The sequence below is a fragment of the Desulforamulus profundi genome (assembly GCF_002607855.1).
Genome location: NZ_AWQQ01000055.1, coordinates 105,875 through 132,140, shown reverse-complemented (window position 1 = coordinate 132,140; position 26,266 = coordinate 105,875). Strand labels below are relative to the sequence as shown.

Here is a 26,266-nt window from a genome sequence, read left to right as displayed (position 1 = left end):
CAATGATCAAAACCGGGAATTTGTGTAAAAAATTCGGACCGGTAACAGCGGTTGACGGAGTCTCCCTGCAGGTAGAGGCCGGGGACATCTTCGGGCTGGTGGGGCCCGACGGGGCCGGCAAAACCACGTTAATACGGATGATTTGCGGTTTGATTACACCTGACAGCGGCAGTGTACAGCTGAACATTTCCCGTGAGTTTGCTTCCGATCGAGGTTCCTTTGGTTACATGCCCCAAAAATTTAGTTTGTACGGGGACCTCACCGTGATGGAAAATATTAATTTTTTTGGCTCCATGTACGGGTTAAACCGGCAAACCATCCAGCAAAGGGCGGACGAAATTTTGCAAATTACCAATCTTATCGACTTTAAGCAGCGATTTGCCGATAACCTCTCGGGGGGATGAAGCAAAAACTGGCGCTCACCTGCGCATTGGTTTCTCGGCCCGGTTTGCTGGCGCTGGACGAACCGACCTTTGGGGTAGACCCGGAGTCCCGCAAGGAGTTTTGGAAAATACTCTACCAGTTAAACAGGGAGGGAATGACCATCCTGGTATCCACTCCCTATATGGATGAAGCGGAGCTTTGTAAAAAAGTAGGCTTTATGAATAACGGCAAGCTGGTGGCCGTTGAGACTCCCAAACACTTGAAAGCCAGCTTTCCTTACAAACTGCTGGAAGTGAAGGCAGCCACCCGGGAACCGGAACTCTTCAGCCACCTGGCAGAGGTTATCGACATCAGCTTCTATGGCGACAAGTACCGTGCTGTTGTGAAGGATGTTGCCAGGGCCGAGGAGGCCATCATGACAATTTTGCGCCGGCGGGGCATTCAATTGCTGTCCTTACGAGAAGTAGCGCCCTCCATGGAGGATGTCTTTGTGGCGCTGGCAGAACTTGAGGTGGTGTAAATGGATTATGTGGTGACGACCAGTGAGTTGACCAAAACCTTTGGCAACTTTACCGCTGTTAATAAGTTATCCATTACTATAAGACCGGGAGAAATCTACGGCTTTTTAGGTCCCAACGGCTCCGGTAAATCCACCACCATCCGGATGCTATGCGGTATTTTGGAGCCCACCGCCGGTTCCGGCAGGGTGCTGGGGTTTGACCTGGCCAGGGAGGCCGAAAGAATAAAGCCGCATATTGGCTATATGTCACAGAAATTCAGTCTCTATGATGATTTGACGGTCAATGAAAATCTCAATTTTTATGCCGGGCTGTACAGTGTGCCCTGGCAGAGGCGAAAACCAAGAATTCAGGAAATGATTGAGATGGCCGGCCTCACAGGCCGGGAAGGGGAACTGGTGGCCAATTTGAGCGTTGGCTGGAAGCAGCGCCTGGCCCTGGCTGCGCCATTATTGCCAAACCTGCCATCCTGTTTTTGGACGAACCCACCAGCGGCATCAGCCCCACCAGCCGTAAAATGTTTTTTGCGATCATTCAAAGGCTGGCCAACGAGGGGACCACGGTGATGGTAACCACTCACTTTATGGATGAAGCCGAGCGCTGCAGCAGCATTGCCTTTATTTCCGAGGGAAACTTGATTGCCAATGACACGCCGGATAATTTACGAAATAAAGTTATTGAAGGCGTCCTGGCTGAGCTGGAGATCGATGACCCCCTGGGAAAACTACAGCAAATTGAGCAATTACCCTACGTGAAGGAATGCTCCGTGCACGGCGCCCTGCTGCACGTTTTACTGGAAAAGGAACAACATCTCAAGGAGTTACAAGCTTTCGCAAAGACCCGGGTTAACAAAATCACCCCGTCACTGGAGGATGTCTTTATCGCTCTCTCCAAAAAGAAAAGGAGGGGATCTGCCGGTGAGCAGGATACTATCCGTGCTGTATAAAGAGTTCTTGCAAATGAAAAGGGACAGGCTGACCATTGGACTGATCTTTATGCTGCCCTTGGTGCAATTGCTGCTGTTTGGTTTTGCCATTCAAACCGAGGTGAAGCATATTCCCACGGTGGTCTTTGACCAATCCCTGTCCGGTGAAAGCCGTGAACTGCTGGAGTCTTTTAAAGCCTCAGGATATTTCGATATCACCGAAGTGGCGGGGAGTTATGAGGATGTCACCCGGATGATTGACAGAGGCACCGTAAAAGCGGGGATTATTTTACCGCCGGATTTTGCCAGGAGCGTCAGGCAGGGGGAGACGGCGCCGGTGCAGGTCCTGGTTGACGCCACGGACAGTATGGTGTCAAACTCCGCCATCGCCACCGCCAACGCCATCGGACTCCTGAAAGCGCAAAAAGTGGTGGTTCAGAAGGCCGGTATGGTAAACCCTCCCTATGACATCCGGGTACGCCCCTGGTATAATCCCGACGGTATTACTGCCTATTACATGGTTCCGGCCATTTTGGGGATTATTGTCACCATGACCATGGTGATGATGACTTCCATGGGCATCGTCAGGGAGAGGGAGAGGGGAACACTGGAACAATTGATCGTAACCCCCATTAAGTCCTATGAATTGATGATCGGCAAAATCATCCCCTACATCGCCCTGGGTTACGTGCAGATTACCGTGGCCCTGCTGGTGGGGACCATTGTTTTCGGGGTACCCATTCGCGGCAGCCTGCTGCAGCTGTATCTTTTAACCCTGTTCTTTATCACCGCTTCCCTGGGCATCGGGGTGTTGATCTCCAACCTGGCCAAAACCCAGATGCAGGCCATGCAGATGTCCTTTTTTATCCTGCTGCCCAGCATTTTGTTATCCGGCTTCATGTTCCCCAGGGATGCCATGCCGGTGGTAGTGCAGTACTTGAGCAACCTGATCCCCTTAACCTTTTATCTCACCATTATCAGGGGTATTGTATTAAAGGGCATCGGTTTTTCTTATCTCTTGCCCCAGGTGACAGCCCTGCTTGTGTTTACGGTGGTACTGATAGGCTAAGTATCGCCAAGTTTAAGAAAAAGATTGCCTAGTCTTTCACAGGTGGTGATAACGTGGATACCCGGGAGAGAATTGTTCTATATTTTAAGGAATTGGCGGACGAAAGGGGCTTTTACGGGGCCACCGTAGACGAACTGGCCGCCCGTAATAATATGAGCAAACGGACCATTTACCGATATTTTAAGAGCAAAGAGGAAATCATCGAAGCTGTAGTGCTGGCAAAGGTGCAGGAAGTTGAAAGGGGAATTCTTAGCATCCTAAACAGCAAAGAGAACCCCGTTAAAAAGATGACCCAGTTTGTTAAATTCTTGTCCGAAAAATTACGATCTTTTAACCCCAGGGTTTACGGCGATTTACAAAGACATTACCCGGGGATCTGGGAAAAGGTAGAACAGCTTCGAGCTTCAAACATAAAATATTTGATTCAAGTCATGGTGGAAGGGAGCGAGCAGGGGTACTTCAAAGAAATCAACCCCACCATCGTTACAGCTTCCTTATTAGCCACCATCAGAGCGGTCGTAAACCCAGCCTTTATGCTGGAAAACAACCTGACGCCCGAAGAAGCCTTTCAAACAATCATGCACACCTTTTTGTACGGTATTGTGGCGGAAAGGTAGACAAAACATAATCCCCGTCCGGTGAGACGGGGATTATGTTTTATACAGCGGCTTTTTGCCTTCGCCGTATAGATAGTAATAAACCTTATAGTTCCAGAGGGCACGGCGTATGTATTGCCTGGTTTCCATAAAGGGTATCTGGTCAATGGTTTTGCGTTCGCCGGTCCAGTGCTGCTCATTTAACCAGTTTCTTACGTTGCCCCGACCGGCGTTATAAGCGGCAATGACCAGCACCGGATCACCCTGAAATTCATGAAATAAATCGGCAAGATACCAGGTGCCCAGGCTGATGCTGGTTTCGGCGTTATACAGTTTCTCCGGGGGTATCGGGCAGCCGCCGATTTGTTGGGAGATCCAATTGGCGGTGTCCGGCATAATCTGCATAAGTCCCCTGGCTCCTTTGGGGGAAGTGGCGCCGGGTTGAAAATTGCTTTCGGTTTTAATAACGGCAGCCACCAACAGGGGGTCAAGTCTGTTCACTTCAGCGTAGTGATAAATTAATTCCTGGTGCTGAAAGGGATACAACCAGCGGCCGATTTCCTTGTGATTAAACCACAGCAATACCAGTAATATGAGCAGCAGGAGCCTTCGTTTAATACCTCTGTTTTTTTTTCGTCGTAAGATCAAAACAATCACTCCTGCAATCCGGATCCTAATAAATTATACTCCAATAAATGGAAATTAATGCCCGGCATGAAGGTCCTGCCATATTTCTTTAACTTGCCTTTTCACATCTTCCGGTGAACCGGTGTTATGGATGACCACACGGGCGAATTTCTTTTTTTCTTCCTGTGGCATCTGGCTGGCGATTTTTTGCCGTGCCTGCTCCAGCGAAATCTTGTCCCTGGCCATCAGGCGCCGGAGCTGTTCCGCCGGCTCCACGGCAACCAGCCATACCTGGTCCACCTTTTTATGCCAGCCAACCTCAATCAATAAGGGAACTTCCAGTACCAGTATGCCGCCCGGGTGGGTTTTACTAAAAGTCCTAATTTGACGATTCATTTCTTCTTCGATGCGGGGGTGTGTGATTTTCTCCAGCCTGTCCCTGGCTGCGGCATCCTGAAAGATGATGGAGGCCAGTTTCTTGCGATTGAGGGTTCCATCATCATGTAAAACACCCGGTCCAAAGGAGTTGACAATCTCCTTTAGGGCCGGGGTACCGGGTAAAACCACCTGCCGGGCCACCTGGTCCGCATCAATGACCTGGGCGCCCAGTTCCCTTAAATAGTTTGCCACAGTACTCTTACCGCTGGCGATATTGCCGGTTAATCCAATAATCATTGAGCGACAACTCCTTGCCGGATGACAGGTCTAGCGAATTTTAAAAATTCCCATGGCGATGAGAATGCAGCCGGGCAGCATGGCGAGCTGCCGGCCAAGGAAGCTGCAGGCAAAGGATTTGCCCAGCAGCAGTCCTACATAGGTAAGAAGAATATGACCAATGCCGACCACAGCTGCGGTCAAGGTGGGACTGAAACCAAACATGGAGACGGCAAAACCGGCGCCAAGGGCGTCCATGGCCAGGGCAGCCCCCAGCAGCAGGGCCTCCCGGGCGGAAATTACACCCGACCGGTCCAGGTCGGCAATGGAGGGTTCCCGTAACACTTGAATGACCAAACCCAGGGATTTGATGCGTATCTGCATGACGGTCCGTTCAAGTCCCGGGCAGTCTTCCTGCCCTTCCTCCTGCCTGGCGTCTCGAATGGACTGCACCAGAATCCAGATGCCCACCAGCAGTAAAAGAATACCCCCCAACCTGTGGGCAAAGGCCGGTGAAATGAGCTGTGATACCATGCGGCCTGCGGTCATGGAAAACACAACCGTCAGAACAGACATACCGCTGATGATCAGGAGAGACGAAAACGGGATGCGAATGTTCCGAATCCCGTAGGCCACCCCGGTGCCCAGGGCATCCATGTTTAATGCCAGGGCAAAGGCAACCATCGTAAGCAAATCCATGTCTTTCCCCCACTCGACATTATCTTTCATCTACAGTCTATGAGGGGAGTGACGCAGGAGTGCTTTCCACTATTTTGGTTTTTGACAGGACGGGCAATAGTAGGAACTGCGTCCCGCCACTTTTATTCGTTCAATGGGCCGGCCGCAATGGGAACAGGGGAGGCCTTCCCGGTTATACACCTTCAAATGATGCTGAAAACTACCCGGACGGCCCTCGCCGTCCACATAATCCCGGAAGGAAGTTCCACGGTGTTCGATCCCCCCGGCAATGACTTCTATAATGGCCTTGTGCAGGCCGGCGGCTTCCCGGGTGGTTAAGTCGGGGGCCAGGCGTTCTGGGTGAATTTTAGCGCGGTATAGGCCTCATCGGCATAAATATTGCCCAGACCGGCCACAAAGCACTGGTCCAGCAGCAGTGACTTAATCCGGGTGCGACGGCGCCGCAGTTCTTTCTTCAAAAACTCCCTGGTGAATTCCTGGTCCAGAGGTTCCGGACCCATATCTTTAAGACCGGACAGTCCGGACACTTCAGCGGTGGGCACCAACTGCAGCCGGCCAAAGCGCCGGACATCGGCAAACCTCAATTGTTTCCCGTTATCCAGGTGGAAGATGACGTGGGTATGCTTTTCCATAGGCAAATCCGCCTCGCAGTAAATCAGGCGTCCGGTCATCCGGAGGTGAACCACCAGGGTGAGACCGTCACTTAAATGAATCAGCAGGTATTTGCCACGGCGGCCAAGTTTCTTTTGAAATTGTTTACCGGTAATCTGTTCGATAAACTGCTCCGGTTTGGGAGAACGGATGACTTCCGGCATAACCAGGTCCACAGCAGTAATGGTAAGTCCGGACAGGTGTTGCTCCAGGGAACGAACCACGGTTTCGACCTCTGGCAGTTCAGGCAACGGGTGAGCACCTCCATAAGACAGTAAAGGCATTAAATGGGTTTTGCTTCATACCAATTGGGTCCCAGTTTTATATCCACCACCAACGGCACATCCAGGGTTAACGCATTTTGCATGCAATCCCGCACCAGCACGATAAGAGGCTCAATTTCTGCTTCCGGGGCATCAAAGATCAGCTCGTCGTGCACCTGTAAAACCATCTGGGCAGCAAAATCGCGTTCCTTTAATTCTTTGCTGATTTTCACCATTGCCAGTTTAATGATGTCGGCCGCACTGCCCTGGATGGGCGTATTCATGGCGGCTCGTTCACCGAAATTGCGGATGTTGAAATTCTTACTGAACAACTCCGGCAGGTAGCGGCGGCGGTTCAGGAGGGTGGTAACATAGCCCCGTTCTTTTGCCTCCTGAATCACCCGGTCGATGTAATTCCGTACCCCGGGGCAACGGGCAAAATAGTTTTCGATATAAGTCCTGGCTTCCTTGCGACTCACCTTGAGATCCCTGGCCAGACCAAAATCGCTGATGCCGTAGACAATGCCAAAGTTTACGGCCTTGGCCCGGTTACGCATCTCCGGGGTTACCAGCTCCATAGGCACCCCAAAGACTTCCGAGGCTGTGCGGGCATGAATATCCTGGCCCTGCCGGAAGGCATCCAGGAAGTTTGCGTCCTGGGACATGTGCGCCAGAATTCTCAATTCAATTTGCGAATAATCCGCAGTCAGAATTAGATTACCCTTTTGCCTGGGAACAAACACCTTGCGGATGCGCCGGCCGGATTCCAAACGGATGGGAATATTTTGCAAATTGGGTTCCGCGCTGGATAACCTGCCGGTGGCTGTGACAGTTTGATGGAAGGTGGAATGCAGCCGGCCGGTTTTCGGGTCCACCAGTGCAGACAGGCCGTCGGCATAGGTGGATTTTAATTTGGCCATCTGGCGGTATTCCAAGAGAAGGGCCACAATCTCATGTTCCTCCGCCAGTTTTTCCAGCACTTCTGCATCGGTGGAGTACCCGGTCTTGGTTTTTTTAAAGACCGGCAGCTTTAATTTCTCAAACAGGATCTGCCCCAGTTGCTTGGGGGAGTTAATATTAAAGTTTTCGCCAGCCAGTTCATGTATTTTAGCCGCCAGAGCCTCGGTAATGTCGTGCAGTTCGGCGGACATATCTTTAAGTCCCTGCTTGTCCACCGCAACCCCGGCGATCTCCATCTCGGCCAGTACGGAAACCAGGCGTAATTCCACTTCAAGGAAGAGCCTGTCTTCTTCCCGTTGCACCAGTTTCTTAAAAAGCTCCTCCGCCAGGCGGAGGATGGCCTCTGCCTTGGCGGCCATAGCCGTCTCTCCCTCCGGCGGGAGAACGATCCCCAGGTGCTCCAGGGCGATGTCCGTCAAAGCATAATTGGACGCCGTGGGATTGAGCAGGTAGGCCGCCAGCATGGTATCGGAGGCAATGTCCTGCAACTGAATGCCATGGTTGTACAGCAACCAGATGGCGTTCTTGGCATCGTGGAAATATTTTTCAATGGCCTTGGTTTCACAGAGAGCCCGGAGGATGGTTAAACTCCTGTCGGAGGAAGGATCTCCTTGGACCGTCAGTAGGTAAACGTCCTGGCCCGGTATCGCAAGGTAAATGGCCTTGATTCCCTTTCCCCGGTCGCCGTCCAGGAAAATGGCCGTTTTACCGGCATGGCTGGCCTGGATTAAAACTTCGTCATAATCCTCCTGGCCGGTAACGGTTTGGTAGCCCACCTGGTAGGTTTCCAGGGGCGGCAGGTCGCTTTCAAACTTATTCTTACCCTCCCTGGACGGCTTGCCGGCTGCCTGTTCAGAGGTAAGCTGCCTGATTAAGCTTTTAAACTCCAGTTCCTTAAAGATTTCCAAAAGCTTTTGGTGATCCGGCCCCCGCCAGGAGCATTGAGACAAATCCAGTTCCATGGGCGCATCTTGGATAATGGTGGCCAGTTTCTTGGAGAGAACGGCCTGCTCCTCCTTACCCCGCAGGAGTTTCTGGTACCTGGAAGACAAGCCGTCGATATTTTCAATAATGCCTTCCATTGAGCCATATTCTTTGATCAGTGCAGTGGCGGTTTTTTCACCGATGCCCGGGACACCCGGGATATTATCCGAGGCGTCCCCCTGGAGCCCCTTTAAGTCCACAATTTGGCCGGGGGTTACACCAAACTTATCCCAAACCTTTCCTTCATCGAAAAGTTCGATTTCCGTAATGCCTTCCGGGTGAGCATTACTTTGGTTTTCGGGGAAACCAGCTGCAGGGCATCCCTGTCGCCGGTCAGGATCAACACGGTAAGGCCCGTGGCTTCCGCCTGGTTGACGATGGTGCCGATTAAATCATCCGCTTCGTACCCTTCCAGCTCAAAGTAGGGGATTCGCATCGCTTTCAGAATCTCTTTTGCGAGAATAAACTGGGGCCGCAGCTCATCCGGCGTGGCCTTGCGGGTACCCTTGTAGTCAGCATAGTCTTGATGGCGAAAGGTCACTTTGCCTTTGTCAAAGGCAACTGCCACCAGGCCTGGTTCTTGTTCCTTGAGCACCTTTAAAATCATATTGGTAAAACCATAAACAGCATTGGTAATAACCCCTTGACTGTTGGATAAAAGGGGAATAGCATGAAAGGCCCTGTGAATCAGGCTGTTGCCGTCGATAACGAGCAAGGTATCTAGGGACAAAGTAAGCACCTTCCTTATTTAGCATCATTAGTATTTTCAGCAGGGATGTGCAAAATACCTTCAGACATTGTAAATTTACCTGACGCTTATCAAAAGGAAGGACTTTACAGCGGTCGCCTCGAATGTATCAAAGTAGAAAAAACCTTATGGGGTGATGAGTTGTTTAGAAAACTGCTTGTAATTTTGACTGTTATCACTTTTTCCTGGTCTGTGCCTGCCTCTGCCGCCGAAAACGATAAGGCTCTGGCCGGAGCGTCTACCCTCGGCGAGGTATTTGGATATATCAGCCAGTACCATCTGAAACAGCCGGATGTTGACCAGTTAACCAAGGCAAGTATCAAGGGCATGCTGGATTACCTGAACGATCCCTATACGGTTTATTTTTCTCCCGGAGAACTGGAACAGTTCAGCGATGAGTTGAACGGGGACTTTGAGGGAATTGGCGCCGAACTGGAGATGCAGCAGCAGTACCCCTATATCGTCCGCGTATTAAAGGGTTCCCCCGCCGAGTCAGCCGGGCTGAAGAACGGGGATGTCATTGTGGCGGTGGACGGTAAGGATCTGGCGGGGAAACCGTTATACGATGTTGTAACCCTGCTGCGGGGTGAGAAAGGAAGCAGCGTCAGCATAACAGTGCGAAGGGCCGGTCAGCCGGACAGGCAGGTGACCATCACCCGGAACACCGTCAACCTGCCCACCGTGCACGGGAAAGCCTTGGGTCACGACATTGGTTTAATTGCTATCGAAAGTTTTGGCATGGAAACCGGAGAGGAATTTGCAAACGCACTGGGGAAACTGCAAGAGGAAGGTATCCAGTCCCTTATCATTGACCTGAGAAATAACGGCGGTGGCTATGTGGATTCTGCCGCAGAAATTGCTTCCTACCTGCTGGGCAAGGATAAGACGGTTTTTGTTACCGAGGACTGGGAGAAAAATAAGGATTCCTTCGTTACGGAACTGGACCCTTTAATTAAGGAGATGCCGGTGGTGGTGCTGGTGAATGAACAGACTGCCAGCGCATCGGAAATTCTGGCCGGAGCATTACAGGACTATGGAGCTGCAACCCTGTTGGGAACCCATACGTACGGCAAAGCCACCGTGCAGGATATCATCCCCCTGCAAAATGGAGGAGCGCTAAAACTGACCACAGCATTTTACACAACACCCAAGGGCCGCCTTATTGACGGGGTCGGACTGCAGCCGGACCGTTACGTCAGCACACCGGGGCTTCAACTATATGCTGCCAGGCAGCTGTTGCATCCAACCAAGCGGGTGATTCAATTTACCGGGGAAGATTCTAAGGTGATCATCAATGAGGAAACCTTTTATGTACCCGGAGGGGTGCTGAAGGAAAAGGGGGGCATTTTATTGCCCTGCGTTTTACCCTGGAGGCCCTGGGATATGAGGTGAAATGGGACAGTAAATTAAACGACATTCTGGTGACTGGCAATGGACAAGCCTGGATGCTGCCTACGGATAATAAAAATAGGACCGTTAAGGGCAGCTCAAAACCACTTAGTCAGCCGTTAAAGAAAAAGAACAATACAACGTATATCTCTGTGTCAGACCTGGTCTCCATGGGAATTCAGGTTACCGTCCAGGATAACAAAGTCATCATTGATATGTAAATGTCAACAAACCGGAGGTTTCATCCTCCGGTACTATTTTTTCTGAATGGTTAATATACTTAAAGGGTGATGAAGGGAGGGGAATTTCGCTGGAATATTTAGAACCTTTACTGCACCAGGTGACCGTGCTCATTGCCGCTCTGGGCTACTGGGGTGTCGGCATTGGCATGGCCATAGAAAGCGCCAATATTCCGCTGCCAAGCGAAGTCATCCTACCTTTCGGGGGGTATCTTGTTTATGCCGGTCGACTGGATTTTTGGGGCACCGTAATGGCCGGCACAGTTGGCGGCACCATTGGCTCCATCGGGTCCTACTACCTGGGCATCCGCGGGGGAAGACCTTTTTTGCAGCGGTATGGCTGCTACCTGGGCATCACCGAACGAAAGCTGGCCATGGCAGACTACTGGTTTGAGCGTTATGGAGAGGCCACCGTATTTTTTACCAGGTTGATGCCCATTATCCGTACATTCATTTCATTGCCAGCAGGTATTGCCCGCATGAATTTTAAAAAATTTGTCATTTACACCTTCCTGGGGTCTTTACCCTGGAGTATTTTGCTGGTTTACGCCGGTTATGCCCTGGGGCAAAACTGGCAGGCCCTGAAACCCTGGTTCCACCGCATGGACTTTTTGGTGGCCTCCTTGCTGGTTGGCGTTTTCTTGTACTCCCTCTGGTACAGGTGCAAACGTAAACGATAAAAGGAAAGGAATTCCCCCGGGTTAATTTCCTGGGGGAATTTTATGTGGCGGTTTATTATTGTATTTAACATCGACATCGCTGCCCCGGTTTTTCTTCAGCATCCTGGAGATAAGAGGCCAGGCCACCAGGGTGAGCAGGATAAGCAGGATGGTAACCTTTGTGGCCATTCCTTCAGCCTGGACGAAACTGTGCCCGAGGGCTGTATAAATAACGATTTCCGGTAATTTCCCCACGGCGGTGGCGATAAAAAATCCCCGGAAGGCCATTTTACTCAAACCAGCCACGTAGCTGATGATGCTGGAAGGAATGACCGGTATCAACCGGGCCATAAAGACCATCCAGGGGCCTTCGCTGCAGCTCATTTTATCAACCTTTGCCATGTACGTTTGTTTCAGGCACCGGTAGACGATTCCCCTGCCAAAACCCCTGGCCAGATAGAAGGCGATGGATGCACCGAGGATGGAACCGGTTAATGTAATTAGAATGCCATACCAGAGACCAAAGATAAACCCGTTGGCGCCCGCCAGCAGAAACAGCGGCAGCGGTGTAAATAATGTCTGCAGCACCATCAGTAAAAGACTGACGACCACGGTCATAGCCCCAAAGGAGCGAAGGTACTGTGCCAGGTGTTCCGGGCTGGTAAAATGTTTTGCATCCCAGGCAGGGTGTAAATGAATGTCCAATCCATAAAAAACGGCGGATGCCACAACAAGGAAAATAACCGCTATCATCATTTTTCTTACTATCACCATTTAAAAAACCCCTAGCCTAAAGTTTGTGGCACAAATTTACTATACCAGAACCCGGTAACTTTGAAAAGCATAAGGAGTTTACTCCTTTATAGTATTAAATCCCTTGCGTAAAGGTTAGGAAGCATTATTGTAAAGAACAATTCCCTAATCAAATACCATCTGTTGTAAAGGTTTAAACAGGCAGGTTTTACCATAATCCGGCAGCCGGTTATTACTGCGGTCTGTGTCATTCTTTTCACCACTCTTTATAGACTCTCTATTTACCTTGCCCAAAAATTTTTTATCTATGTTACAAAATCCGGTCAAAACAAAAGGATTCGGGGTTTTTCATACCCTGAATCCTTTGTTTTTCTTAATCTATGGTGCCGGGGCCCAATTTTAAAAGTTCAGATACGGTAACCAGCTGGTAGCCTCTTTCTTCAGGCCCTCCAGCACCTGGGGCAAAGCATCCGGGGTTTGCAGGCAGGTGTCACTGGCGTGCATCAAAATGATGGCACCGGGTTCAACCTTTTTCAGCACGTTTCTGGTAATGGCTGCTGCACCTGGCTTTTTCCAGTCCAAAGAATCGGCACTCCACTGAATGACCTTATAGTTTAATTCCTCCGCCGTGGTTAACACCATGTCGTTCCAGTCGCCGTTTGGGGTGCGAATAAGGTTGGGTTCTACGCCGGTCACTTCTTTGATTTTTTGGTGAGCAGTGAGAATATTTTTCTTTACCTCTTCCTTGGAGAGCTCGCTTAAATTCACGTGTTCCTCACCATGGCTGGCGACTTCATGTCCCTCAGCCACAATCCGCCTGGGGAATTCGGGGTGCTTGACAGCCCAGGGACCGGAAATGAAAAAGGTAGACTTTACATTGTATTTCTTTAAGGTGTCAAGTACCGGTCCGGGGACTTTGGTGCCCCAGCTGATATCAAAGGTTAAAGCAGCTACTTTTTTATCTGTTTTAACCTTATAGATTGCATATTTTTTGCCTGTGGTGGTTACCACCTGCTGCTGGTATATCAGGGCAGTAAAAAATACTGCGCATGCCAGGACGGCCCCCGCCAGCAGCAATTGTTTCTTAAATTTACGGTAGTCAAAGATATATACCTTCAAAATACACACCTCCCCTGTAATCACTTCTATAAATATTTACCAGCAATGGAATATATGAGTTATATTTTGCAAATTACCCAGAAATAATAATTCTTTCCTGTTATCTCCTTGGGGAATTAGAGAAAAAATAGTTGCGGAGGAGGGTGAAAATTGAAGCTGAACAAAGTTCTACCCGTCATTTTGCTTCTTTTAAGTTTTAACTTTTTTATTCCCCGCCTGGGAGCGGCGGATCCCAGGCCGGACGGCAAGCCTCCGAAGATAAAAGCCTCGGCCGCCTGCTTAATGGATGTGGCCACCGGCCGAATTTATTATGAAAAAGATGGGGACAAGAGGAGGGAACCGGCCAGTTTAACCAAAGTCATGACTGCCATTTTGGCCATAGAAAACGGCAATCTCAAAGACATCGTTACTGTCGGCAAAAGGGCTGCGGCTGTTTCCATGGGTCAGGATATCGGGTTAAAAACCGGAGACAGACTTTACCTGGAAGATTTACTAAAGGCGGCTTTAATGTATTCTGCCAATGACTCCACCGTAGCCATCGCAGAGCACATTGGCGGCAGCCATGACATGTTTGTAAAGATGATGAACGATAAAGCCCGGGTTCTGGGCATGAAAAATACCCGTTTCGCCAATACCAACGGGTACCACCACCCAAATCACTATACCACAGCCAATGACCTGGCCATTCTTACTTCCTACGCCTTAAAAAACAAAACCTTTGCCAAATTTGTGAAAACTGAAGAGGCAACCATTACCTGGCTGCCCGGAGAGGAAGACATAAAAACATCCAAGGATGTAAAAGATGAGCATCCCAAACAGCGTGTACTGCACAATACCAACCGTTTGCTTCGTTCGGACTTTGAAGGTATCGACGGCGTAAAAACCGGCACCACACCCAGGGCCGGCAACTGTTTAATTGCTTCCGCCACCAGGGAAGGGCGGCAGCTGGTGGCAGTGATTTTGCACAGCAACAACCGCTGGAACGATGCCACCAGGCTTTTGGAATACGGCTTCAATGAAATAAAACCGGTGGTCCTGACTGAAAAGGATGAAGTCATTACGGAACTGCCTGTACTTGATGGGTTGGACAAAAAAGTCAGTCTGGTTGCCGCCCAAAGGATAGAAGTCTATCTCCCGAGAATTGACGTTGACAAAGTGGAACGAAAAGCAACCCTAAATCCCACACCCACCGCTCCGGTGAAACAGGGAACCAAACTGGGAACTGCCACCTACTTCCTTAATGGTAAAGAAATCGCCTCGGTGGACCTGGTAGCGAACCGGAACATTGAGCGGGTGTCCTGGTTCAACCGCCTGTTTGACTAGATCTTCATCCTCAAAGCAAAAAAAAAAGCACTACCCCTGGCGGGTAGTGCTTTTTAAAAAATATTTATAGAGAGGAGGTGAAGTGGTATGACTAAATTATACAGAAAAAGACAAATTGTTTGTTTAGGATAAGTTAAATTTTACGTTAAAATCCATTAATGTTAAGTAAAAAAGAAATCAATCTTTCTCTTGACTTTTTATTTATCTTCGTCTATTATTTATTATGCAGCTTGGATGGGTACTCCGGCAGCGGAACGCCTACCGAAGAGGTACAGTTAATAATTATAAACAGGGGACGTTAGCTCAGATGGTTAGAGTGCTGCGTTGACATCGCAGAGGTCACTGGTTCGATTCCAGTACGTCCCACCAATATAAAGCCTGCGGGGCTTTTTGTTGTTTAGGAAATTATGCTTTTTCCTAAAAAAGCAAATAACTTAATAACTTAAGTACCTGGTACCTAAGTTATTTTTCCTCTTTTCCATAGGGAAGAGGAATGTACTGGACTGAAGGTCTTCTTTGCGGGGGCTGGGGGTATAAGTCCATAATGGCAAATATTTCTGCAGGGAGTTCGGTCGACACGGGCAGCCCCAACTTCTTTAAAAATTCACAGTTAATGGGATAATCATGGGTCCAGCGACCGCTGCTTAAAATGTCTGCAATTTCCCGTGCTTTTTCTTCCCCCAGGTTATCGGTTAAGAGATAAGTGATAAAATCTCCGACCTGGGCAATGGCTTTAGCGGACATGTCTGCTAAGATCAGGGTATTGTCATCCACTTTTTGGGTACCTTTCAGCCTGACAGCCTCTAAAATAGACACAGCAGGATACTGGCCGATCTGCGGGTCAACGGGGCCCAGGACGGCGTTCCCGTCCATGATAATTTCGTCTGCCGCCAGGGCAATCATGGTACCGCCGGACATGGCATAGTGGGGCACAAAGGCTGTCACTTTGGCTTGATGATTTTCCAGGGCCCTGGCGATTTGTTCAGAGGCGAGCACCAGGCCACCGGGGGTATGCAACATGATATCAATGGGCATATCCGGTGGTGTAAGCCGGATGGCCCGTAATACTTGCTCGGAATCTTCAATATTGATGTACCTGGAAAAGGGGATGCCCAAAAAGCTAAAGGATTCCTGCCGGTGGATCAAGGTAATTAACCGCGACCCCCGGTGCTTTTCAAATTTCCTGGTCAGGTGAAATCTTTTTTGATTTATTTTTACCTGCTGCCACATGGGGCCTAACGCCATCATTAGAAAAAAGATCCATATTAAGGTGCCGAATAAAAACTCCATACTGTTCCTCCCTTCATGTTGTTGTCAAGTCTGTTTTTTCTGCCTGCTATGAGTTTTCTCTACAAATTAATATTTAACCTTTTAAAAAGTAAATACGTAAGGATTTGTTCAGTTTTTTGTAGTCTTTAAAGCTGTAGAAAAAACACCCTTTGGGGGTGTTTCTTGTAAATGTACCGACGGTACATTTACCTGCAGCCTCAGCCGCCTTTGCCAATGATTTTAAAGATTAAAAAAATAATAATGGCCAGGGCCAGAAAAGAACCAATGCTTGTCAGATCCAAAGGGTTAACCCTCCTTTCTTTGTGTACAAAGATTCGATATGATTAGCCCAATTCCTTTTCCTTATATTGATATCCGCTAAATAAATGTTTATGATATAATATTAAATAAGGAGGGTTTGGTTTTGGATATTAAGTTTATTATAGGAATAGGATTCCTGCTCATCGCAGCATTTATCTACTTCACTCAGGTTGTCTAAAAATAACTCCTACCGGTCTACACTTATTATCGCAAAACGTAAAAACCGCTTAGGAACCACATGACGGTTCTTAAGCGGTTTTTATTATTCTATCACTCTTTTTCAGGTTTTGCCGTTATGTTCATCTGTAAACCTATAATGTCTTTTATATCGTTTACCACCGGAACAACCTGTTCCGTCAGACTCTCCAGTTTTACTAATAATTGCTGGATTTTTTCAATCTTTTCTTCTGCCTTCTGTATGGTTCCTTTTGCGTCCCAGCGTGGGAAAAAGCTCCCCCTGGCTGCCAGGATCTCACGTTTTAAAGACTTAATTTCGGCTTCACACCTTTGTTTAAGCTCCTCAATATCACTGAACATCAAAGTAACACCTGCCTTTTTTCCCATAATATTACTCGTTTACGGAATTGGTGTTTGCCCGGCAAAAGAAAAAGTTAAATTTAGATATCTGAAAATTTTAAAAACTGATATTTTCCCGGACTTGATTAATATACATTTTAAAAATGTTAAAAGCCAAAAGAAAAGGGGTGGACTTTTTGGCTAGGAAAAGAAAAAGAAACGCCAGGATAACCAAAGAGCAAACCAGGGAAATAAAAAAGAAAGACATCATCCTCTATAAAGCAGCCACGGAGCAGGTGATAATCCCTGATTTTGTACAGTTGTCGAAGAAGAAGCAAAGGGCAACCGGTGAGGCCTTTGTTCATACAAGTTGTGTTCAGGATCGAGTTTCTCTTCCGCTGGTTTGTGGAGCATGTTCGGTTCCTGCCAGGGAGGGTGCCGGTAAACGTAAACAACGCAGCAGGCAAAGCCATACGACCTCGAATCCCTTTGTTCCAATCAGTTGCATCACACCCTCCACAACCCCGGTGTGTCATTTTTACGGTAAAAGTGTAGAACAAACGAAACTGTCCTTACCTCCAAAGAAAAGGTATAAAAGGAAAAGATCCAGCGGAAACGCAGAATTTGTGCCGGCAAGCTGTATCACCGCCCACGTTTCCCCGGGCGGCTCCAGAAATAACCGGGCAAGACCCGGGAATAATTGCCTGTTCATCCCTGAATGCTGCATTACCGCGGATGTCTCCAAACCATATCTCCCCGCTGTAAAAACGGAGAAAAGTCCTGCCATAACCTATCGCTATATAGACCGTCCCAACAGCCCGGATATCCTGGGTCCTGCCAACAAAAAGAACAAAAGAAAAAGAACCAACGGGGTCCCCTTCGTACCCAAAAGCTGTACCATTGATACAGAAAAACCGGCCCCGGCGGTTCTGCCGAGAAATGAAGCGTTGGCAAAACCGGCTCCGGAGACCCAGCCGAGGGAAGCCAACTCCATTGGCTGGCTGCCGGTGGGAGCATTTGTTCTGGTCATTCTGGTAATTATTGGTTACCTTTTTTACAAATAATTTAATGTCCTTTGTGCCTGCATGTGAAAAGAAAAAATCCTCAATTACTCCAGCGTAAGGTTCGGACTATAATTTTTACATGGGATAGCAACATTGGTTTCTGCTTATACTGCAAATAGAGTAAGATAACTTTAATTTTTCGCCATTTTTGCTCCAGTATACAAAAAATGCCTCTCATATACTAATAGTAAAGGAAGGGGTGATAGAGGAGATGAATCAATGTCTCTCCATAGGAGCCACCCAGCATATAGATTTGTTGAAGGACCGACTTGGTAGAGAGCTGCGCATGCATGAAGGCGATCATATACTCATCAAACTCACGGAAAACCCGGCGGGCAACATTACGTTTTTATCCTGCAACTTCAACGGAACATTATGCGGTGGCAGACAGCTTGATGATGAGTTGCTGTTCAGGCACTTTGTGGCCGATATTATTTCCGATCTTATCTTAAATCATTGGGAGAAGGCCATTTTACTGGACATTATTCGGGAGAATTATTACTACTTCAATGATGAAGAGAAAAAAGTCATCCTCCAATATTCCCTGGATTACACAAATGGCGAAAAAGTCTATCCCGGCAGGATGGACCGGCTGGACAGAAAAAACTTTATTATTAAAAGAATGGTAGAATTTCTGGAACAAAGTGACAGTATCGTCATTGACGGTTTTATCCGTTTCCGTCTCAAGGAATACATTAACGACATCAAAGAGGCCGTGGACCAGGCAGTGGATGAATTTTTGATGGAGCGAGAGTACCGGGAGTTTATTCAGCTTCTCAAATATTTTGTTGAGATTCAGGAACCCAAGGTTGACCTGGTCAACGTTTTGATAAACTCCAGAGGGACCTATAAGCTTTTTGATGAAAATCACAATCCCATCAGCAGTGATTTTCTGGAAGGGTTCATTTTGGACGTCATGGATCATGAAATCAATTATGAAGACCTGCTTATCAGCGCTTTGATTACCATGGCTCCTAATAAAATAGTATTTCACTCTGGTCCCCAATACAAAACCGGCTCCACCATTGAGACCATCAAGAATGTTTTTGAGGGCAAGGTAGCCGAATGCAGCGGCTGCAAATTATGTCAGAAACAGCAGCAGTAAAACAAACCAGGTGCCGGTTGTTGAATTCAACAGCCGGCATTTTAGTTTGTTTTTTGTATTCCCTTGCGCCTCCTGTGACATTTTGATATAGTTAATGTCGTTGATTAACGAATGGAGGGAAACGCAGGATGCAGTGGTGGTCGGTAATCTTAATACCTGTTATTGGGGCCTTTATTGGTTGGATTACGAACCTCATTGCTGTTAAGGCAATTTTCAAACCATACCAGCCGGTGCGCATCTTTGGCCTGCCCTGGGCCATACAAGGCGTGGTACCGAAAAGAAGGGCGGAACTGGCCAGAAGTATCGGCCAGGTGGTGGAAAAGGAACTGTTAAAAGTAGAAGACCTGATCGACCAGATGAAATCCCCCGAGATTTTTAATAAAATTGTACAGTCCGCCAGCGATTCCATCCGCTGTATGGTGGTGGATCGCATCCCCGCCTGGGTGCCGACCACTGTCAGAATGGTGATTCTGGAAATGATGGGGGACATGTTGAATAAACAAATGCCCCAGGTGATTAGCCAGATTGTGGACCAGGCAGGGCACAGTGTCATCGAAAAGGTGAAGCTGGCCCAACTGGTGGAGGACCGGATGAATGCCTATGATATAAGGCACCTGGAAAAAATCATTCTGTCGGTGGCCGCCAGGGAACTGAAGCATATTGAAATGATCGGCGGTGTACTGGGTTTTATCATTGGGCTGGTGCAGGTGGCCATTGTATACCTGGCAACTTGACATTTCTTATAAGTGTCACTATAATTATCCCGTAGGTAAATATCTGCTATGAAGAGGAAAAGTAAGTCAGTACGGTCGTCTAGAGAGGAAGCGCCACAGGCTGTAAGTGCTTCCCGATGCAGCTGTCTGAAAACCACCTTGGAGCAGCTTGCTGAACAAGAGTAAGCAGGCCGGTCAGGCGCCGTTACCGTCGACGAGGTGGGAGATTTTTTCTCCAACCAGGGTGGAACCGCGGAAATATCCCGTCCCTGAACGATTTCAGGGGCGGGTTTTTGTTTTTTCTTGTTTGCATACTGAAAGGAGAGAATTTGCATGATTAAAGTAACGTTAAAGGACGGTTCCGTCAGGGAATACCCGGCAGGAACCACCGTGCTGGAAGTGGCCAAGAGCATCAGCCAGGGTTTGGCCAAAGAAGCTCTGGCGGGCAAGGTGAACGGCAAAACCGTGGATCTCCATTACCCGCTGCAGGAAGATGCTGCTTTAGAATTATTAACCTTTAATGATGAAGAGGGAAGGGCGGTTTACCGTCACAGTTCTGCCCACGTGCTGGCCCAGGCCGTTAAAAGATTGTTCCCCGAGGCCAAACTGGCCATCGGCCCCGCCATTCAGGACGGGTTTTATTACGACTTTGATGTGCCGCAGCCCTTTACGCCCGCCCAGCTTGAGCAAATTGAAGAGGAAATGAACAAGATTATTAAGGAAGACCTCCCCTTTAAGCGGGTGGAACTGTCCCGGGAAGAGGCTCTGGAGCACTTTAAAAAACAGGGTGAGCTTTACAAGGTTGAGCTGATTAATGACCTGCCGGAGGATGCGGTGATTTCCTGTTACCATCAGGGGGATTTTGATGACCTGTGCGCCGGCCCCCACGTGCCAACCACCGGTCGCCTGAAAAGCTTTAAACTGATGAACATTGCCGGCGCTTACTGGCGTGGCAGCGAGAAGAACAAGATGCTGCAGCGCATCTACGGCACTTCTTTCCCCAAGAAGGCGCTGCTGGACGAGCACCTGTTCCGCATTGAGGAAGCCAAACGCCGTGACCACCGTAAACTGGGCCAGGAGTTGGACCTATTCAGCATCCAGGAAGAAGGCCCCGGATTTCCTTTTTTCCATCCCAAAGGGATGATCATCCGTAATGAATTGGAAAATTTCTGGCGCCAGGAACACAAAAAGCGGGGCTACCAGGAGATCCGCACCCCCATTATTTTGAACCGCAGCCTGTGGGAGCAGTCCGGTCACTGGGCCCATTACAAAGAAAATATGTATTTCACCAAAATCGATGAAGGGGATTATGCCGTCAAGCCCATGAACTGCCCCGGCAGTATCCTGGTTTACAAAACCAGTTTGCACAGTTACCGTGATCTCCCCTTGAGATGGGGCGAGCTGGGATTGGTGCACCGCCACGAGCTTTCCGGCGCCCTGCACGGGTTGATGCGGGTGCGCTGCTTTACCCAGGACGACGCCCATATTTTTATGCTGCCCAGCCAAATTAAGGACGAAATTATCGGGGTTATCGACCTGTTTGATTATTTCTATAACACCTTTGGCTTGAGTTATCATGTGGAACTGTCCACCCGCCCGGAAAAATCCATGGGTTCCGATGAGATGTGGGAAACTGCCACCAACTCCCTGCGGAACGCCCTGGAAGCCAAACACATGCAGTATAAGGTTAACGAAGGGGACGGGGCATTTTATGGTCCCAAGATCGACTTCCACCTTACAGACAGCCTGGGACGGACCTGGCAGTGCGGCACCATCCAGCTTGATTTCCAAATGCCGGAGAAATTTGACCTTACCTATGTGGGGGAAGACGGTCAGAAACACCGCCCGGTCATGATCCACAGGGTTGTCTTTGGCAGCATTGAACGTTTTATCGGCATCCTGACCGAGCACTTTGCGGGCGCCTTCCCGGTTTGGCTGGTCCCGGTCCAGGTGCGGGTCATGCCCATCACCGACAAGCACCACGATTACGCCAGGGAGTTGGTCAAGAAAATGGAAGCCCTGGACATTCGGGCGGAACTGGACGCCAGGAACGAGAAAATCAACTACAAGATCCGGGAGGCCCAGACCCAGAAAATCCCTTACATGCTGGTCATCGGCGACCGGGAAATGGAGCAGGGCACCGTGGCTGTCCGCCAGCGCGGCAAAGGGGATATCGGGGCCATTCAAGCCGATGAGTTCATCAAAATGGTGCAAAACGACATCAAGAACAAGACCATCTTCTAGGTCCCGGGTTAGAGGTTGGAAGTTTGAATAGGGACCCCGTAGAAATACCTTTGTCAACTAGAACTTCCTTGGAGAAATCCTTGACTCATCAGGTAGAGTATGGTACACTAATTCAGGTACAATATAAAAGTGCAATGTTTTAAGAAGAAGCATCCGCTTCTCACCTTACAACCGTGGTTCGTAAGGTTATGAGGTTTATTACAATAGGTCTACCTTATTGTATTGCGTCTCTAAGCGGGTGATTTCACCCGCTTTTATTATTCTATCCTTATCTTACTATGTGGAGGTGATCGTGTATTTCCAAAGAGCAGCGCATCAATGAAGAAATTCGAGCACGCGAGGTACGGGTTGTAGACGCCAACAACAACCAGCTGGGTATTATGCCTGTTAAGGAAGCCCTTCGTATCGCTGAGGAAAGACAGCTGGACCTGGTGGAAGTTGCCCCCCAGGCCAAACCCCCGGTCTGCCGTATTATGGATTTTGGAAAATTCAAGTACGAGCAGAGTAAACGGGAAAAAGAGGCCAAGAAAAAGCAGCGTATTATCCAGGTTAAAGAGGTCAAACTGCGCCCCCGTATTGAGGACCATGACTATACAGTCAAAGCCAAAAATGCCGAGCGTTTCTTAAAGGATGGCGACAAGGTTAAGGTTACCATTATGTTCCGAGGCAGGGAAATCGTTCATACAGACCTGGGGAAAAAGCTGTTGGACCGTCTGGCCCAAGATTTGAAAGATCTCTGCACCGTGGAAAGGCAACCTAAACTTGAAGGAAAAAATATGATTATGATCTTAGCACCAAAAAATGAGAAGCAGGACTAGAAAGGAGTTGCCCTAGATGCCCAAAATCAAAACCCACCGCGGGGCTGCTAAGAGATTTAAGAAGACTGCCACTGGCAAAATCCGTGGTTGGCACGCTTTTCATAGCCATATTCTTGGCAAGAAGACTGCCAAACGTAAGCGTAACCTGCGCAAGTCTACCATTATCAGCGAGGCAGATGCTGGTCGTCTGAGCAGACTGCTGCCCTATTAATCGCTGGATACTTTGTTTCAACTAGAAGGAGGTAATAATCATGCCACGGGCGAAAAGCAGTGTGGTTTCTCGTAATAGACACAGAAAAATTCTCAAGCTGGCCAAGGGTTACAGAGGTTCCCGCAGCAAGCTGTTCAGGGTAGCCAACCAGGCGGTTATGAAGGCCCTGTTCTACGCTTACAGAGACCGTCGTCAGAAGAAGCGTGATTTCCGTAAGCTCTGGATTGCCCGCATTAACGCCGCTACCCGTCTGAACGGCCTGTCCTACAGCCGCTTCATCAACGGTTTGAAAAAAGCCGGCGTAGAAGTAAACCGCAAGATGCTGGCTGACCTGGCCGTCAACGATGCCAAGACTTTCAGCCAACTGGTAGAGGTTGCGAAAGCCAACCTGGCCTAAGGGTTTGTATAAAAAGATAAATTCGATTAACAATAAAGCATGGTCATACTGCCATGCTTTTTATTTATCCTCTAGCATAAATTGTATGATTTGTTATAATTTATCCGTTACTATAAACATTTTAGAAGAGGCGATCCTTTGCAAATCAGGAACGGGTTTCTCAGTCACCCGCCCAGGGTGCTGGTCACTGGCTTTGCTGTTCTTATCTTTATCGGTGCGCTGCTTTTAATGCTGCCGGTCTCATCGGCCAGCGGGCAGCCTACGGGTTTCCTGACAGCCCTTTTCACCTCCACCTCCGCCGTCTGTGTGACCGGGCTGGTGGTGGTTGACACCGGGACCTACTGGAGCACCTTTGGGCAAATCGTTATTATCAGTTTAATACAGGTGGGCGGACTGGGGTTCATGACCATGGCGGTTTTATTTTGGCTGATCATGGGCCGTCGTGTTACCTTCAGAGAACGCATGCTGATTCAGGAATCCCTGAACGTCATTGAACTGAGTGGTTTAATACGGCTGGCCAAGCAGGTGATCCTATTAACCCTTGTGATTCAATTCATAATTACCCTGCTGCTGGCGATACGGTTTATTCCCCATTTGGGTTTTTTGAAGGGCATCGGGTACAGCCTGTTTCACGCTGTTTCCGGGTTTAATAACGCGGGGTTTGACCTGTTTGGTGAATTCCGCAGCCTGACGCAGTTTGTGGACGACCCCATCGTAAATTTTGCCATCGGTTCTGACATTATTTTAGGCGGCATTGGTTTTACCGTGATGGCGGACCTGCTGCGGTACAGAAAAAAGAAAAAACTGTCGGTCCATACACGCCTGACCCTGCTGGTGACCGGGGCCTTGCTGTTACTAGGCATGATCGTTATTTTTTTGTTGGAGTTTAACAACACCCTGGCCTCGCTGAATTGGAGCGGCAAATTGTGGGCCAGCTGGTTTCAATCGGTGGTTCCCCGCACAGCGGGCTTCAATACCCTGGATATGACAGCCCTGCGTCCGGCCACCCTGTTCTTCATACTTATTCTAATGTTCATCGGGGCATCCCCCGGTTCCACCGGCGGCGGTATTAAAACGACCACCTTTGGCATGGTTATGTTAGCGGTGATCTCCATGGCCAGGGGTAAAGAGGATGCCGAGATATTTGGCCGCAGAATACCCAAGGAGCAAATCTACAAAGGCTTGGGAATTATCCTTTTGGCCATCAGCTGGATTGTTTTTGCCACGTTGGTGTTGGATGTTGTGGAAAAGGCGGACTTTTTGGCTGTTTTGTTTGAAGTGGTTTCTGCCCTGGCCACGGTGGGGCTTTCTGCAGGGCTTACCCCCAAGCTTTCCGGCGCGGGTCAGGTGATTATCATACTGACCATGTTCCTTGGCCGGTTGGGGCCTTTGACGGTGGCCTATGCGCTGGCCACCCGGCAGCAGAGAAAACAGCAATATCGCTATCCCGAGGAGCGAATCATCATTGGTTAGGAGGCTGCTCGTCATGAAACAGTTTGCCGTTATCGGACTGGGCAGGTTTGGCACCAGCGTGGCCATCACCCTTTCTAAGATGGGCTACGAGGTTCTGGCCCTTGACAGTGACGAAGAACGTGTCAATGAGATTATTGAGGAAGTGACCCACGGGGTTCAGATCGATGCCCTGGACGATCATGCCCTAAAGGCGGTGGGCATTCGCAACTTTGACGTGGTGGTGGTGTCCATTGGCCAGGATGTACAGGCCAGCATACTGGTTACGGTCATGCTGAAGGAGATGGGTGTTAAAAACGTGGTGGCCAAGGCCCAAAATGCCCTGCATGGCAAAGTGTTGGAACGGGTGGGAGCAGACAAGGTTGTTTTTCCCGAAAGGGATATGGGAGTCAAGGTGGCCCACGCCCTGGTTTCCAAAAACATCATGGAACAGATCTCCCTCTCACCCGAGTACAGCCTGGTTGAGATGCTGGCGCCCTCCCAATTTGTTAATAAAACCCTGGAACAGTCCGGCGCCAGAAACAAGTACGGTGTAAGCATACTGGCCATCCGGAGAGGCGAAGAAATGATTATTTCCCCCGGAGCCAGTCAAATGATTAAAGAAGGGGATGTGCTGATTGTGATCGGCAGGGCGGAAAAACTGCAGCATTTCGAGACGGTAGAGATATGATCATTATATCTGCCCAGAACCCAAAAATAAAATACATACGCAGACTATCCCAGCGAAATTTCCGGCAAAAGGAAAGAAGTTTTTGGTCGAGGGTGTCCGCCTGGTGGAAGAGGCCCTGCACAGTCCCTGGCGTACCGAGTGTTTTGTTTATACTCCCCAGGTCATTCAGTCCCGGCGGGGAGCCGGTCTGTTGGAAGCCGCCATGAGTAAAGGGGTCGAAGTATTCCAGGTGCCCGACAGTATCATGGCGGAACTGGCAGATACCGAAACGCCCCAGGGTGTACTGGCGGTGCTCTGGCAGCCGGATTACACCCTGGCCGATGTGCTGCCGCCGGGGCAGCCGCCGCTGGTTGTGGTGGTGGACGGCGTGCAGGACCCGGGCAACCTGGGGACCATCATCCGTTCCGCAGATGCTGCCGGAGCCGGCGGAGTGGTTTTACTGAAGGGAACCGTGGACCTCTACAACCCGAAAACTCTCCGGTCCACCATGGGGTCCCTGTTTCACCTGCCGGTGGTGACGGCGGAGGATGTGACAGGAGCGTTGGCCTACCTGGCTTCGGTGGGGGTTACCCTGGTGGTGGGAAACCCCGCCGGCGGAGAGCCGATTTCTCATGTGGACCTCAAGGTTCCCGTGGGGTTTGTGGTTGGCAATGAAGGGGCCGGACCAAGGGCGTCCGTCTATGAATATAAGCACCGGAAAGTTACCATTCCCATGCCGGCCGGCCGAATCCCTCAATGTGGCCATGGCCACGTCCATCATGCTTTACGAAGCTGTCCGGCAGAGGACATAAAATTCAGTAAACTTCCTTGTTTTGCAAAATGCCATATGGTATAATCAGTGTCGAAAGGTCCCCAAAAAAGGATGAAAGGTCGTGGTTACATGCTGTTAACCGCCGAATTTTTTTGGA

General features: G+C 49.2%; 21 protein-coding genes, 1 tRNA gene, 6 pseudogenes and 2 other annotated features. Of the genes and pseudogenes, 19 read left to right on the top strand and 9 right to left on the bottom strand.

The window, feature by feature from the left end:
- Positions 1–2: 2 nt before the first annotated feature.
- From P378_RS10560 to P378_RS10545, 4 genes and pseudogenes are all read left to right on the top strand, one after another.
- A pseudogene (locus P378_RS10560) lies at positions 3–904 on the top strand (ABC transporter ATP-binding protein).
- Positions 905–1,848: pseudogene (locus tag P378_RS10555) on the top strand (ABC transporter ATP-binding protein).
- Positions 1,820–2,928 (top strand): annotated as a pseudogene (locus P378_RS10550) (ABC transporter permease). The pseudogenes P378_RS10555 and P378_RS10550 overlap by 29 nt, the downstream one beginning before the upstream one ends.
- 21 nt (positions 2,929–2,949) lie before the next feature.
- Complete coding sequence (locus P378_RS10545) at positions 2,950–3,513, top strand: TetR/AcrR family transcriptional regulator (protein ID WP_099083228.1); 564 nt, start codon at positions 2,950–2,952, stop codon at positions 3,511–3,513.
- Between the two features lie 33 nt (positions 3,514–3,546).
- Here the strand turns inward: P378_RS10545 and P378_RS10540 are convergent, their stop codons facing one another.
- The 5 genes and pseudogenes from P378_RS10540 to polA all read right to left on the bottom strand — a co-directional run bounded on the left by P378_RS10540 (position 3,547) and on the right by polA (position 9,060).
- Positions 3,547–4,140, bottom strand: a complete 594-nt coding sequence (locus P378_RS10540; protein WP_099083227.1) for a lytic transglycosylase domain-containing protein — start codon at positions 4,138–4,140, stop codon at positions 3,547–3,549.
- Positions 4,141–4,194: 54 nt separating this feature from the next.
- Entirely contained in the window at positions 4,195–4,794 is a 600-nt protein-coding gene (gene coaE, locus P378_RS10535; protein WP_099083226.1) for a dephospho-CoA kinase, read from the bottom strand.
- 30 nt (positions 4,795–4,824) lie between these two features.
- Positions 4,825–5,472 carry a sporulation membrane protein YtaF gene (gene ytaF, locus P378_RS10530; RefSeq protein WP_099083225.1) on the bottom strand — a complete coding sequence of 216 codons (648 nt, stop codon included), beginning with the start codon at positions 5,470–5,472 and terminating at the stop codon, positions 4,825–4,827.
- Positions 5,473–5,541: 69 nt separating this feature from the next.
- A pseudogene (gene mutM, locus P378_RS10525) lies at positions 5,542–6,374 on the bottom strand (bifunctional DNA-formamidopyrimidine glycosylase/DNA-(apurinic or apyrimidinic site) lyase).
- Positions 6,375–6,406: 32 nt separating this feature from the next.
- Positions 6,407–9,060: pseudogene (gene polA / locus P378_RS10520) on the bottom strand (DNA polymerase I).
- A gap of 159 nt (positions 9,061–9,219) precedes the next feature.
- Between polA and P378_RS10515 the strand changes: the two are divergent.
- From P378_RS10515 to P378_RS10510, 3 genes are all read left to right on the top strand, one after another.
- The gene (locus tag P378_RS10515; RefSeq protein ID WP_238473116.1) at positions 9,220–10,470 is read left to right on the top strand and encodes a S41 family peptidase; all 1,251 of its coding nucleotides are present in this window, start codon (positions 9,220–9,222) and stop codon (positions 10,468–10,470) included.
- Positions 10,467–10,688 carry a stalk domain-containing protein gene (locus tag P378_RS21670; protein WP_238473115.1) on the top strand — a complete coding sequence of 74 codons (222 nt, stop codon included), beginning with the start codon at positions 10,467–10,469 and terminating at the stop codon, positions 10,686–10,688. Before P378_RS10515 ends, P378_RS21670 begins: the two co-directional genes overlap by 4 nt.
- Before the next feature lie 89 nt (positions 10,689–10,777).
- Entirely contained in the window at positions 10,778–11,386 is a 609-nt protein-coding gene (locus tag P378_RS10510) for a DedA family protein (protein ID WP_099083224.1), read from the top strand.
- Positions 11,387–11,407: 21 nt separating this feature from the next.
- On the opposite strand, the gene P378_RS10505 is transcribed toward P378_RS10510, so the two are convergent.
- Positions 11,408–12,139 carry a TVP38/TMEM64 family protein gene (locus tag P378_RS10505; RefSeq protein WP_238473114.1) on the bottom strand — a complete coding sequence of 244 codons (732 nt, stop codon included), beginning with the start codon at positions 12,137–12,139 and terminating at the stop codon, positions 11,408–11,410.
- Between the two features lie 352 nt (positions 12,140–12,491).
- A pseudogene (pdaB, locus tag P378_RS10500) lies at positions 12,492–13,237 on the bottom strand (polysaccharide deacetylase family sporulation protein PdaB).
- A 150-nt stretch (positions 13,238–13,387) separates the two neighbouring features.
- Between pdaB and P378_RS10495 the strand changes: the two are divergent.
- Both P378_RS10495 and P378_RS10490 read left to right on the top strand, forming a co-directional pair.
- The gene (locus P378_RS10495; RefSeq protein WP_099083223.1) at positions 13,388–14,560 is read left to right on the top strand and encodes a serine hydrolase; all 1,173 of its coding nucleotides are present in this window, start codon (positions 13,388–13,390) and stop codon (positions 14,558–14,560) included.
- 292 nt (positions 14,561–14,852) lie between these two features.
- Positions 14,853–14,929: transfer RNA gene (locus tag P378_RS10490), tRNA-Val, on the top strand.
- Positions 14,930–15,022: 93 nt separating this feature from the next.
- Here the strand turns inward: P378_RS10490 and P378_RS10485 are convergent.
- Entirely contained in the window at positions 15,023–15,850 is an 828-nt protein-coding gene (locus P378_RS10485) for an SDH family Clp fold serine proteinase (protein WP_099083222.1), read from the bottom strand.
- A 570-nt stretch (positions 15,851–16,420) separates the two neighbouring features.
- A complete protein-coding gene (locus P378_RS10480) occupies positions 16,421–16,714 on the bottom strand; it encodes a hypothetical protein (protein WP_238473113.1) in 294 nt (97 codons plus the stop codon).
- Positions 16,715–16,863: 149 nt separating this feature from the next.
- Here P378_RS10480 and P378_RS10475 point away from each other — a divergent pair, with 149 nt between their 5' ends.
- The 10 genes from P378_RS10475 (at position 16,864) to P378_RS10430 (ending at position 26,193) form a co-directional block, all read left to right on the top strand.
- A complete protein-coding gene (locus tag P378_RS10475) occupies positions 16,864–17,730 on the top strand; it encodes a hypothetical protein (protein WP_099083220.1) in 867 nt (288 codons plus the stop codon).
- A 211-nt stretch (positions 17,731–17,941) separates the two neighbouring features.
- Positions 17,942–18,835, top strand: a complete 894-nt coding sequence (ytxC, locus tag P378_RS10470) for a putative sporulation protein YtxC (RefSeq protein WP_099083219.1) — start codon at positions 17,942–17,944, stop codon at positions 18,833–18,835.
- A 128-nt stretch (positions 18,836–18,963) separates the two neighbouring features.
- Positions 18,964–19,569: a DUF445 domain-containing protein gene (locus tag P378_RS10465; RefSeq protein WP_099083218.1), complete on the top strand. Its 606-nt coding sequence runs from the start codon at positions 18,964–18,966 to the stop codon at positions 19,567–19,569.
- A 39-nt stretch (positions 19,570–19,608) separates the two neighbouring features.
- Positions 19,609–19,822, top strand: a binding site (T-box leader).
- A 59-nt stretch (positions 19,823–19,881) separates the two neighbouring features.
- Positions 19,882–21,792: a threonine--tRNA ligase gene (gene thrS / locus P378_RS10460; RefSeq protein ID WP_099083217.1), complete on the top strand. Its 1,911-nt coding sequence runs from the start codon at positions 19,882–19,884 to the stop codon at positions 21,790–21,792.
- Between the two features lie 135 nt (positions 21,793–21,927).
- Positions 21,928–22,058, top strand: a sequence feature (ribosomal protein L20 leader region).
- A gap of 30 nt (positions 22,059–22,088) precedes the next feature.
- Positions 22,089–22,610, top strand: coding sequence for a translation initiation factor IF-3 (gene infC, locus P378_RS10455; RefSeq protein WP_099083216.1), 522 nt, complete (start codon positions 22,089–22,091; stop codon positions 22,608–22,610).
- Between the two features lie 16 nt (positions 22,611–22,626).
- Positions 22,627–22,821 (top strand): 50S ribosomal protein L35, encoded by a 195-nt coding sequence (gene rpmI / locus P378_RS10450; RefSeq protein WP_099083215.1) that lies wholly within the window; start codon positions 22,627–22,629, stop codon positions 22,819–22,821.
- 40 nt (positions 22,822–22,861) lie between these two features.
- Positions 22,862–23,218 (top strand): 50S ribosomal protein L20, encoded by a 357-nt coding sequence (gene rplT / locus P378_RS10445; protein WP_099083214.1) that lies wholly within the window; start codon positions 22,862–22,864, stop codon positions 23,216–23,218.
- A gap of 138 nt (positions 23,219–23,356) precedes the next feature.
- Positions 23,357–24,691, top strand: a complete 1,335-nt coding sequence (locus P378_RS10440) for a TrkH family potassium uptake protein (RefSeq protein ID WP_099083213.1) — start codon at positions 23,357–23,359, stop codon at positions 24,689–24,691.
- 13 nt (positions 24,692–24,704) lie between these two features.
- Positions 24,705–25,358, top strand: coding sequence for a potassium channel family protein (locus P378_RS10435; RefSeq protein WP_099083212.1), 654 nt, complete (start codon positions 24,705–24,707; stop codon positions 25,356–25,358).
- An 82-nt stretch (positions 25,359–25,440) separates the two neighbouring features.
- The gene (locus P378_RS10430) at positions 25,441–26,193 is read left to right on the top strand and encodes a TrmH family RNA methyltransferase (RefSeq protein ID WP_238473112.1); all 753 of its coding nucleotides are present in this window, start codon (positions 25,441–25,443) and stop codon (positions 26,191–26,193) included.
- Positions 26,194–26,266 lie beyond the last annotated feature (73 nt).

Excerpts from the sequence above, each read along its gene's own strand:
- P378_RS10435 (WP_099083212.1), top strand. The coding sequence starts at position 24,705 with ATGAAACAGTTTGCCGTTATCGGACTGGGCAGGTTTGGCACCAGCGTG.
- thrS (WP_099083217.1), top strand. The coding sequence starts at position 19,882 with ATGATTAAAGTAACGTTAAAGGACGGTTCCGTCAGGGAATACCCGGCA.
- P378_RS10480 (WP_238473113.1), bottom strand. The coding sequence starts at position 16,714 with ATGGGAAAAAAGGCAGGTGTTACTTTGATGTTCAGTGATATTGAGGAG.
- coaE (WP_099083226.1), bottom strand. The coding sequence starts at position 4,794 with ATGATTATTGGATTAACCGGCAATATCGCCAGCGGTAAGAGTACTGTG.
- rpmI (WP_099083215.1), top strand. The coding sequence starts at position 22,627 with ATGCCCAAAATCAAAACCCACCGCGGGGCTGCTAAGAGATTTAAGAAG.
- rplT (WP_099083214.1), top strand. The coding sequence starts at position 22,862 with ATGCCACGGGCGAAAAGCAGTGTGGTTTCTCGTAATAGACACAGAAAA.
- P378_RS10485 (WP_099083222.1), bottom strand. The coding sequence starts at position 15,850 with ATGGAGTTTTTATTCGGCACCTTAATATGGATCTTTTTTCTAATGATG.
- ytxC (WP_099083219.1), top strand. The coding sequence starts at position 17,942 with ATGAATCAATGTCTCTCCATAGGAGCCACCCAGCATATAGATTTGTTG.
- P378_RS10465 (WP_099083218.1), top strand. The coding sequence starts at position 18,964 with ATGCAGTGGTGGTCGGTAATCTTAATACCTGTTATTGGGGCCTTTATT.
- ytaF (WP_099083225.1), bottom strand. The coding sequence starts at position 5,472 with ATGGATTTGCTTACGATGGTTGCCTTTGCCCTGGCATTAAACATGGAT.
- P378_RS10505 (WP_238473114.1), bottom strand. The coding sequence starts at position 12,139 with ATGGTGATAGTAAGAAAAATGATGATAGCGGTTATTTTCCTTGTTGTG.